The sequence below is a fragment of the Streptomyces albidochromogenes genome (assembly GCF_005981925.1).
Lineage (GTDB): Bacteria > Actinomycetota > Actinomycetes > Streptomycetales > Streptomycetaceae > Streptomyces > Streptomyces albidochromogenes.
Genome location: NZ_VBVX01000326.1, coordinates 1 through 7,009, shown reverse-complemented (window position 1 = coordinate 7,009; position 7,009 = coordinate 1). Strand labels below are relative to the sequence as shown.

Annotated in this window: 9 protein-coding genes; 4 read left to right on the top strand and 5 right to left on the bottom strand. The window is 72.0% G+C overall.

The annotated features are described in order from the left end of the window. Window positions 1-68: 68 nt before the first annotated feature. Window positions 69-716 carry a class I SAM-dependent methyltransferase gene (locus E2E34_RS28935; RefSeq protein ID WP_138904841.1) on the bottom strand — a complete coding sequence of 216 codons (648 nt, stop codon included), beginning with the start codon at window positions 714-716 and terminating at the stop codon, window positions 69-71. 38 nt (window positions 717-754) lie between these two features. Beyond that, window positions 755-1,198 (bottom strand): ATP-binding protein, encoded by a 444-nt coding sequence (locus E2E34_RS28930; protein ID WP_244316222.1) that lies wholly within the window; start codon window positions 1,196-1,198, stop codon window positions 755-757. 84 nt (window positions 1,199-1,282) lie between these two features. Between E2E34_RS28930 and E2E34_RS28925 the strand changes: the two genes are divergently transcribed. Together E2E34_RS28925 and E2E34_RS28920 are read left to right on the top strand one after the other, a co-directional pair. Continuing rightward, window positions 1,283-2,131: a helix-turn-helix domain-containing protein gene (locus E2E34_RS28925; RefSeq protein ID WP_138904840.1), complete on the top strand. Its 849-nt coding sequence runs from the start codon at window positions 1,283-1,285 to the stop codon at window positions 2,129-2,131. Then, window positions 2,091-2,369 (top strand): DUF397 domain-containing protein, encoded by a 279-nt coding sequence (locus tag E2E34_RS28920; protein WP_138904839.1) that lies wholly within the window; start codon window positions 2,091-2,093, stop codon window positions 2,367-2,369. Before E2E34_RS28925 ends, E2E34_RS28920 begins: the two co-directional genes overlap by 41 nt. Here E2E34_RS28920 and E2E34_RS28915 read toward each other — a convergent pair. The 3 genes from E2E34_RS28915 to E2E34_RS28905 all read right to left on the bottom strand — a co-directional run bounded on the left by E2E34_RS28915 (window position 2,366) and on the right by E2E34_RS28905 (window position 3,541). Further along, window positions 2,366-2,812, bottom strand: a complete 447-nt coding sequence (locus E2E34_RS28915) for a PIN domain-containing protein (protein WP_138904838.1) — start codon at window positions 2,810-2,812, stop codon at window positions 2,366-2,368. The two genes, E2E34_RS28920 and E2E34_RS28915, sit on opposite strands and share 4 nt — an antisense overlap. A gap of 4 nt (window positions 2,813-2,816) precedes the next feature. Further along, on the bottom strand, window positions 2,817-3,086 hold the full coding sequence (locus tag E2E34_RS28910) for a type II toxin-antitoxin system Phd/YefM family antitoxin (RefSeq protein ID WP_138904837.1): 270 nt from the start codon (window positions 3,084-3,086) through the stop codon (window positions 2,817-2,819). Window positions 3,087-3,211: 125 nt separating this feature from the next. Then, window positions 3,212-3,541, bottom strand: coding sequence for a hypothetical protein (locus E2E34_RS28905; protein ID WP_138904836.1), 330 nt, complete (start codon window positions 3,539-3,541; stop codon window positions 3,212-3,214). 171 nt (window positions 3,542-3,712) lie between these two features. Between E2E34_RS28905 and E2E34_RS28900 the strand changes: the two genes are divergently transcribed. Continuing rightward, entirely contained in the window at window positions 3,713-5,872 is a 2,160-nt protein-coding gene (locus E2E34_RS28900) for an acyl-CoA dehydrogenase family protein (protein ID WP_138904835.1), read from the top strand. Between the two features lie 46 nt (window positions 5,873-5,918). Then, the coding region (locus E2E34_RS28895) for a thiolase C-terminal domain-containing protein (protein ID WP_244316224.1) at window positions 5,919-7,009 on the top strand (1,091 nt) is incomplete at its 3' end.

Sequence of the window (7,009 nt, the reverse complement as noted above, 5' to 3'; positions counted from 1 at the left end):
GCGCAGGGGTGGTCGGGGGCGTGGGGGGCTCGCTGTCGTACGACACCCGGCGATGCTAACCGCGCGGGTCAGATCCCCGGCGAAACACGGCGCAGGACGCGCAGCGAGTCCGTCGCCGAGATCTCGGTGAAGGCGCCGGACGCGAGCGCGCGCTGGTGCACGCGGTACGGGGCCTGGCCGCCGTCGGCCGGGTCGGGGAAGACGTCGTGGATCACGAGCAGCCCGCCGGTGGCCACGTGCGGTGCCCAGCCCTCGTAGTCGCCGCTCGCGTGCTCGTCGGTGTGGCCGCCGTCGATGAAGACGAGGCCGACCTCGCGGCCCCACACCGCCGCGACCTGCGGCGAACGCCCGACGACCGCGATCACGTGCTCTTCCAGCCCCGCCTTGCGCAGCGTGCGGCGAAAGGTCGGGAGGGTGTCCATCAGGCCGACCTCCGGGTCCACGACCGTCGGGTCGTGGTACTCCCAGCCGGGCTGCTGCTCCTCGCTGCCCCGGTGGTGGTCGACGGTCACGGCGACCGTGCCGGCCTCGCGAGCGGCGTCGGCGAGCAGGATGGTGGACCGCCCGCAGTACGTGCCGACCTCCACCAGCGGCAGCCCGAGCGCCCCGGCCTCGGCGGCGGCGGCGTACAGGGCGAGCCCTTCGCGTACCGGCATGAAGCCCTTGGCGGCCTCGAAGGCGGCGAGCGTCTCGGGCTTGGGCGCGGCGGCGGCCATGGGGTCCTCCGGTCGTACGGACGATGTCTACTGAGCGGTCACATCGTAGGCGGGCCCGAACAGGGCTTCGCATCGCACTCGAACCAGACCGTCTTGCCGCCCGGCGTCGGCACCGTGCCCCAGCGGTCGGTCACGGCCTCCACCAGGAGCAGCCCCCGCCCGGTTTCGGCGAGCCCGTCGCCTCCGGTGCCCGCCGTGAGCGACGCCGGGCGGGGACAGCGGTCCGCGACCTCCACCCGCAGCCCGCCCGGGCGGCGCAGGACGAGGAGCGTGCAGTGCCGGCCCGGCACATGCCGTACGACGTTGGCGACGAGCTCGGTGAGCGCCAGCTCGGCGGCGTCGGTCAGCTCCACCATGTCCCAACGGGCCAGAAACGCCCGCAGGATGCGCCGCAGATGCCGCGCCGAATGCTCACCGACGGTGAAGCCCATCCGGTAGCCGTGGTCAATGAGCGCCGGTGAGGGGCCAGTTGCGTGATTCATGTCACCAGAATGCGGTGGTGCGATTACGCTCGGCTACCGAACGAAACGAACGCCGCACGGCGTGAACTTGGGGGTGGCCGCCGCATGGTCAACATCCGCGACCTCGATCCCAGCGCCTCACCGCTGGACTACTACGGCTCCGAACTGCGCCGCCTGCGGGAGGCGGCCGGGCTCAAGCAGGGTCAGCTCGGCGACATCGTCTTCTGTACGGGATCACTGATCGGCCAGATCGAAACGGCGCGCAAGGTGCCGACCCGCGACTTCTCGGAGCGGATGGACGCGGCGCTGGGGACGGGCGGGACGTTCTCGCGGCTGGTCGGGCTGGTGCTGCGGAGCCAGCTGCCGCACTGGTTCCAGGCGTACGCGGAGATGGAGGCGCGGGCGGCGTACATCTCCACGTACCAGGCGCAGTTGGTGTACGGCTTGCTTCAGACGGAAGCGTACGCGCGGGCGGTGCTGGGGGCCCGGACCGGGGACAACCTCGACGCCCGTGCGGCCGCCCGAATGGAGCGGCAGCGCATACTGGATCGCGAGAACCCGCCACTGATGTGGGTGGTGCTGAGCGAGGCCGTTCTGCATCAGGAGATCGGCGGCCGGAAGGTCATGCGGAACCAACTCGCCTACTTGTTGGGGCTGCGCGGGCGGGAGTGGGTGAAGGTGCAGATCCTGCCTTTCGAGGCGGGGGCACATGCGGGGCTGCCGGGCTCATTCACTGTCCTGCGGTTCGAGAGCGACCCGGACCTCGTCTACACCGAGGACTTCGTCCAAGGCCACATGACGGCCAATCCTCAAGCTCTCAGGGAGGGTTCGCTCCGTTACGATCATTTGCAGGCTGCCGCGCTCTCCGTGGAGGATTCGGCGGCACTGATCGCCCGCGTAATGGAGGAGCGCTATGGACATCATCCAGAACCTGACGGGCGCGCGGTGGCGTAAGTCGTCGTACAGCTCCGACACCGGCGGCGAGTGCATCGAGTGCGCCCCCCTCGGCGCCGCCGCCTGGCGCAAGTCGTCGTACAGCGGTGACACCGGGGGCGACTGCGTCGAGGTAGCCGCTCAGCCCTGCCGTGTCGCCGTTCGCGACTCCAAGAACCCCGAAGGCCCCGCCTTCGCCGTCGCTCCCGCCGCCTTCGCGGCGTTCGTCACGGCCGCCGCCGAGGGGCGCATCGGCTAGAGGTCGTCCGGGAGGAGCCGGAACGATTCGTGCGCGTCCAGGGGGCGCACGATGCGGAAGCGGATGTCCGAGGTGAAAAGGGCCGCCGTCCGGTAGTGCGCCGCCAGGGCCACGTTCATCGCGTCCGCGAGTCCGATCCCGCTGCCGCCGTCGAGGTCCCGGTATCCGTTCATGACCGCGAGGGCCGTGTGCAGGTGAGGCTGCACGGCGGGCACTTCGAAGCGCTGCGCGTCGGTGCGCTTGGCGATGAACTCGAGTGCGGTCGCGGCCGTGGACGCGTTGATCTTCTGGGTCAGCAGGTAGTCGAGTTCGGCGAGCACCATCGGCGAGACGATGAGGTGGCCGATCCTGCTGAGCGCCTCGCGGTGCTCCTCATGCCGTTTGGTGGACGCGGTGAACAGCCGGAACAGGGCGTTGGTGTCGGCGATGGCCACGGGGATCACGTGATCAGTCAACGCTGCCGCCCATGCCCCTCAAAGAGTCCTCGATCTCGTTGTCGCTGAGGTCCGGGCCCTGGAAAACGGGGAGGTCGTCGAGCTCGCCCATGGGGTCGGTGCGAAAGGGGTAGGCCGGGCTGTCGGTCTCGGCGCCTTGGGGAGCCAGTGTGGCAATGGGCCGCCCATTGCGGGTGATCGTGATCGTCTCACCCGCTTCGACGCGAGCGATCACGCCGGCCGTGTCCTGATTGAGCTCTCTTATCGGTACGGAACGGGTCATGGCGTCAGTGTGGTACGCGTAGTACACCTCATGTCGGCTCGCTCCCGACTCCCGCTGAGCACCCAGCTCCGCCCCGGTCCCCGCGCAGGCGCGCAGCGCGGGGACCGGGGCGGTGGCCGTTGTGATCAGTGGAAGACGACCGAGCGCACCTTGAGCCGGTCCGAGCCGTGGCCGGTGTGGGGGCGGAGGTCGAACTGCGGGCCCGTGCACTCCGAGCCCGCGTAGACGGTGGCGACCGCGTCCGTCGCGTTGCCCGGCGTGTGGGCCGGCAGGACCTGCTCGTCCGCCACCTCGGGGAGCGTGACGCACTCCTCGCTCGGAGGGTTGGTCAGCGTGCCCGTCCGGTCGGCGTACTGGTACGTGAAGGTCCCCTCGGCCGCACTGGCCGAGGCCGGCAGGGTCAGTACGAGCGCGAAGGCGCCGAAAGCGGCGGCCAGGGTGCTGCGGAGTCGCATGAAGTTCCATCCGTAGACGTAGGTGTTGATGGCGATGGTTTGGTGCCTTCTGTCCGTTGCCCACGTGGATGCCCCATGATGTCCCCGCCACTCGAACGGGTGTAGCCGTATCGATTCTTCCGTCCGTTTCTGACCTTCCGTCAGATTGGAACGTGTTCTAGTCTGCCGCGCATGGGTATCGGAATCACGCAAGAGCATCGCGACCTGGCGGACTCCGTACGCCGCTGGCTCGCGCGGGCGGTGCCGCCCGAGGCCGTGCGGAAGGTGCTCGACGGGACGGTGGCCGAGGGGGCGGGGGAACGGCGGCCCGCGTACTGGGACGCGGCGGCCGGGCAGGGCCTGCTCGGGCTTCACCTGCCCGAGGAGTGCGGGGGCGGGGGAGGCGCGCTGCTCGACCTCGCCGTCGTACTGGAGGAGGCCGGACGGGCCGCGCTGCCGGGCCCGTACCTGCCGAGCGTGCTCGCCTCCGAGGTGCTGCGGCGCGGCGGCCAGCAGCCGCTCGTCGCCGCACTCGCGTCGGGCGCCCGCATCGGGGCGGTCGCACTCGGCGCGGGCACGCTCACCGCCACCCCCGTCGACGGCGGCTACCGGCTCGACGGGACCGCCCCGCCCGTCCTCGGCGGGGGGCAGGCGGACGTCCTGGTGCTCGCCGCCGGCGACGGGTGGTTCGCCGTGGACGCCGGGGAACTGGTCGTCCGTACCCATGAGAGCGCCGACCCGACCCGGCCCACGGCCGAGGTCACCGCACACGCCGTCACCGTGCCCGCCGACCGTCGGCTCGTCTTCGGGGACGGCGGCGACCCGGTGCTCGGCCTCGCCGCCGTGCTGTACGCCGCCGAGGCGTGCGGCGGCGCCCAGTGGGCGTTGGACACCGCCACCGAACACGCGCGCACGCGCGTCCAGTTCGGGCGGCCCATCGGGCGGTTCCAGGCGGTCAAGCACCTGTGCGCCGACATGCTCGTACGGCTCGAACAGGCCAGGGCCCTCGCCTGGGACGCGGCCCGCGCCGCCGGGTCCGACGCCGGGGACCTGGTGGCCGCGCTCGCCGCCTCGGCCGCGCTCGACGCCGCGTACACCTGCGCCAAGGACTGCGTGCAGATCCTCGGCGGCATCGGCTTCACCTGGGAGCACGACGCCCACCTGTACCTGCGCAGGGCGCTCGTCGCGCGCCAGTTGCTCGGTCCGGGCGACGCGCACCGCCGGCGCGCCGCACGCCTCGCGGCGGCCGGCGCGCGGCGCGAGCTGCGGCTGGAACTGCCGCCGGAAGCGGAGGCGTACCGCCGGCAGGCACGCGAGGCGATCAGCGGCGCGCGCGGCCTCGACCCGGCCGCCGCCCGCCGCGCGCTCGCGCCGACGGGATACGCGGCCCCGCACCTGCCGCCGCCGTACGGGCTGGGGGCCGGACCCGTGCGGCAGCTCGCCGTGCAGCGGGAGATGCGGGAGGCCGGGGTGAAGGTGAGCGACCTCGGGATCGGCACCTGGGTCGTGCCCTCGCTGATCGCGTACGGGACGCCGGAGCAGCAGGAGCGCCACCTGGGGCCGACGCTGCGCGGCGAGGTGCTGTGGTGCCAGTTGTTCTCGGAGCCGGAGGCCGGGTCCGACCTGGCGTCGCTGCGGACGCGGGCGCGGAAGACGGCGGACGGGTGGCGCGTCAGCGGCCAGAAGGTGTGGACGAGCGCGGCGCAGTGGGCCGACTTCGGGGTCCTGCTGGCCCGTACGGACCCGGACGCCCCCAAGCACGAGGGGCTGACCTACTTCCTCGTCGACATGAAGACGGCCGGGGGCATCGACGTACGGCCGCTGAAGGAGATCACCGGCGACTCGCTCTTCAACGAGGTGTACTTCGACGACGTACTGCTGCCGGACGACGCGGTGGTCGGCGAGGTGAACGGCGGCTGGCGGGTCGCCCGCAACACCCTGGGCAACGAGCGGGTCCACATGGCCGACCAGGTCGCCTTCGACACCGGGCTCGAAGCGCTGATCGCACGGTCCGCCGGACTCGACGACACGTACGCGGCGCGCGTCGGGGCGCTCGTGGCCGAGGCGCACGCCCTCGCCTGCGTCGGGCTGCGAACGACGACGCGGCAGGTGTCGGGGCTCGATCCGGGCGCGGGAGCGAGCGTACGCAAACTCGTCCAGACCACGCACCAGCAGAAGGTCGCGGAACTGGCCCTCGAACTGCTCGGGCCCGGGGGCGCGGTGCGTGAGGGGGCCGGGGAGCGGGCCGTGCACGGATTCCTGATGTCGCGCTGCCTGACGATCGCGGGCGGCACGACCCAGGTCCAGCTCAATGTCGTGGCCGAGCGCCTGCTCGGCCTGCCGCGTGACTGAGGGGAGCTCCGCCGTGAGCGCGAAGGCGTACGTCGTCGGTGTCGGGATGACGAAGTTCGAGAAGCCCGAGAGCCGTGACTGGCAGTACTGGGACATGGCGAAGGAGGCCGGTGCCCGCACGCTGGCCGACGCCGGGATCGCGTACGACGAGGTCGAGCAGGTCGTCGCCGGATACTGCTTCCAGGCGTCGGCCGCCGGTCAGCGGGCGGCGTACGAACTCGGCCTGACCGGCGTCCCGGTCTACAACGTCAACAACAACTGCGCCACCGGGTCCACGGCGCTCATGGCGGCGCGGCAGTTCGTCGAGGGCGGCCTCAGCGACTGCGTGCTGGCGCTGGGCTTCGAGAAGATGAAGCGGGGGGCGCTGGGCGGCGGTGCGGACGGCGGCGACTTCGCCACCTCACCCGTCGCCCGTCACTACGGCGTCATGGCCGCCGCCCACGGCTTCGAGGCGACCCCGCCCACCGCGCAGATCTTCGGCAACGCGGCGCGCGAGCACATGGAGCGGTACGGCACGACCGAGGCGCAGCTCGCGGCGGTCGCGGCCAAGAACCACCGGCATTCGGCGGACAATCCCAACGCCCAGTTCCAGGACGTGTGGACGGTCGAGGAGATCCTCGCCGCCAGGACCGTCCACCGGCCGCTCACCAAACTCCAGTGCTCTCCCACCTCCGACGGGGCCGCCGCCGCGCTCGTGGTCTCCGAGCGCTTCCTGGTCCGGCACGGGCTGCACGACAGGGCCGTCGAGATCGTCGCGCAGGCGATGACGACCGACACCGAGGAGTCCTTCGCGTCCGGTTCCTGTGTCGACGTCGTCGGCCGGCCGATGTCGCGGGCCGCCGCGCTCCAGGTGTACCGGGCGTCCGGCCTCGGCATCGAGGACGTCGACGTGGTCGAGCTGCACGACTGCTTCTCCGTCAACGAGCTGCTGACGTACGAGGCGCTGGGCATGTGCCGCGAGGGCGAGTCCGGCAAGCTCGTGGAGAGCGGCGCGACGACGTACGGGGGCCGCTGGGTCGTCAACCCCTCCGGCGGTCTGATCTCCAAGGGCCACCCCCTGGGGGCGACGGGCCTCGCGCAGGCGGCGGAGCTGACCTGGCAGCTGCGGGGTGAGGCGGGGGCGCGGCAGGTCGAGGG

Excerpts from the sequence above, each read along its gene's own strand:
- E2E34_RS28935 (WP_138904841.1), bottom strand. The coding sequence starts at position 716 with ATGGCCGCCGCCGCGCCCAAGCCCGAGACGCTCGCCGCCTTCGAGGCC.
- E2E34_RS28910 (WP_138904837.1), bottom strand. The coding sequence starts at position 3,086 with ATGACCCGTTCCGTACCGATAAGAGAGCTCAATCAGGACACGGCCGGC.
- E2E34_RS28925 (WP_138904840.1), top strand. The coding sequence starts at position 1,283 with ATGGTCAACATCCGCGACCTCGATCCCAGCGCCTCACCGCTGGACTAC.
- E2E34_RS28905 (WP_138904836.1), bottom strand. The coding sequence starts at position 3,541 with ATGCGACTCCGCAGCACCCTGGCCGCCGCTTTCGGCGCCTTCGCGCTC.
- E2E34_RS28900 (WP_138904835.1), top strand. The coding sequence starts at position 3,713 with ATGGGTATCGGAATCACGCAAGAGCATCGCGACCTGGCGGACTCCGTA.
- E2E34_RS28930 (WP_244316222.1), bottom strand. The coding sequence starts at position 1,198 with ATGAATCACGCAACTGGCCCCTCACCGGCGCTCATTGACCACGGCTAC.
- E2E34_RS28920 (WP_138904839.1), top strand. The coding sequence starts at position 2,091 with ATGGACATCATCCAGAACCTGACGGGCGCGCGGTGGCGTAAGTCGTCG.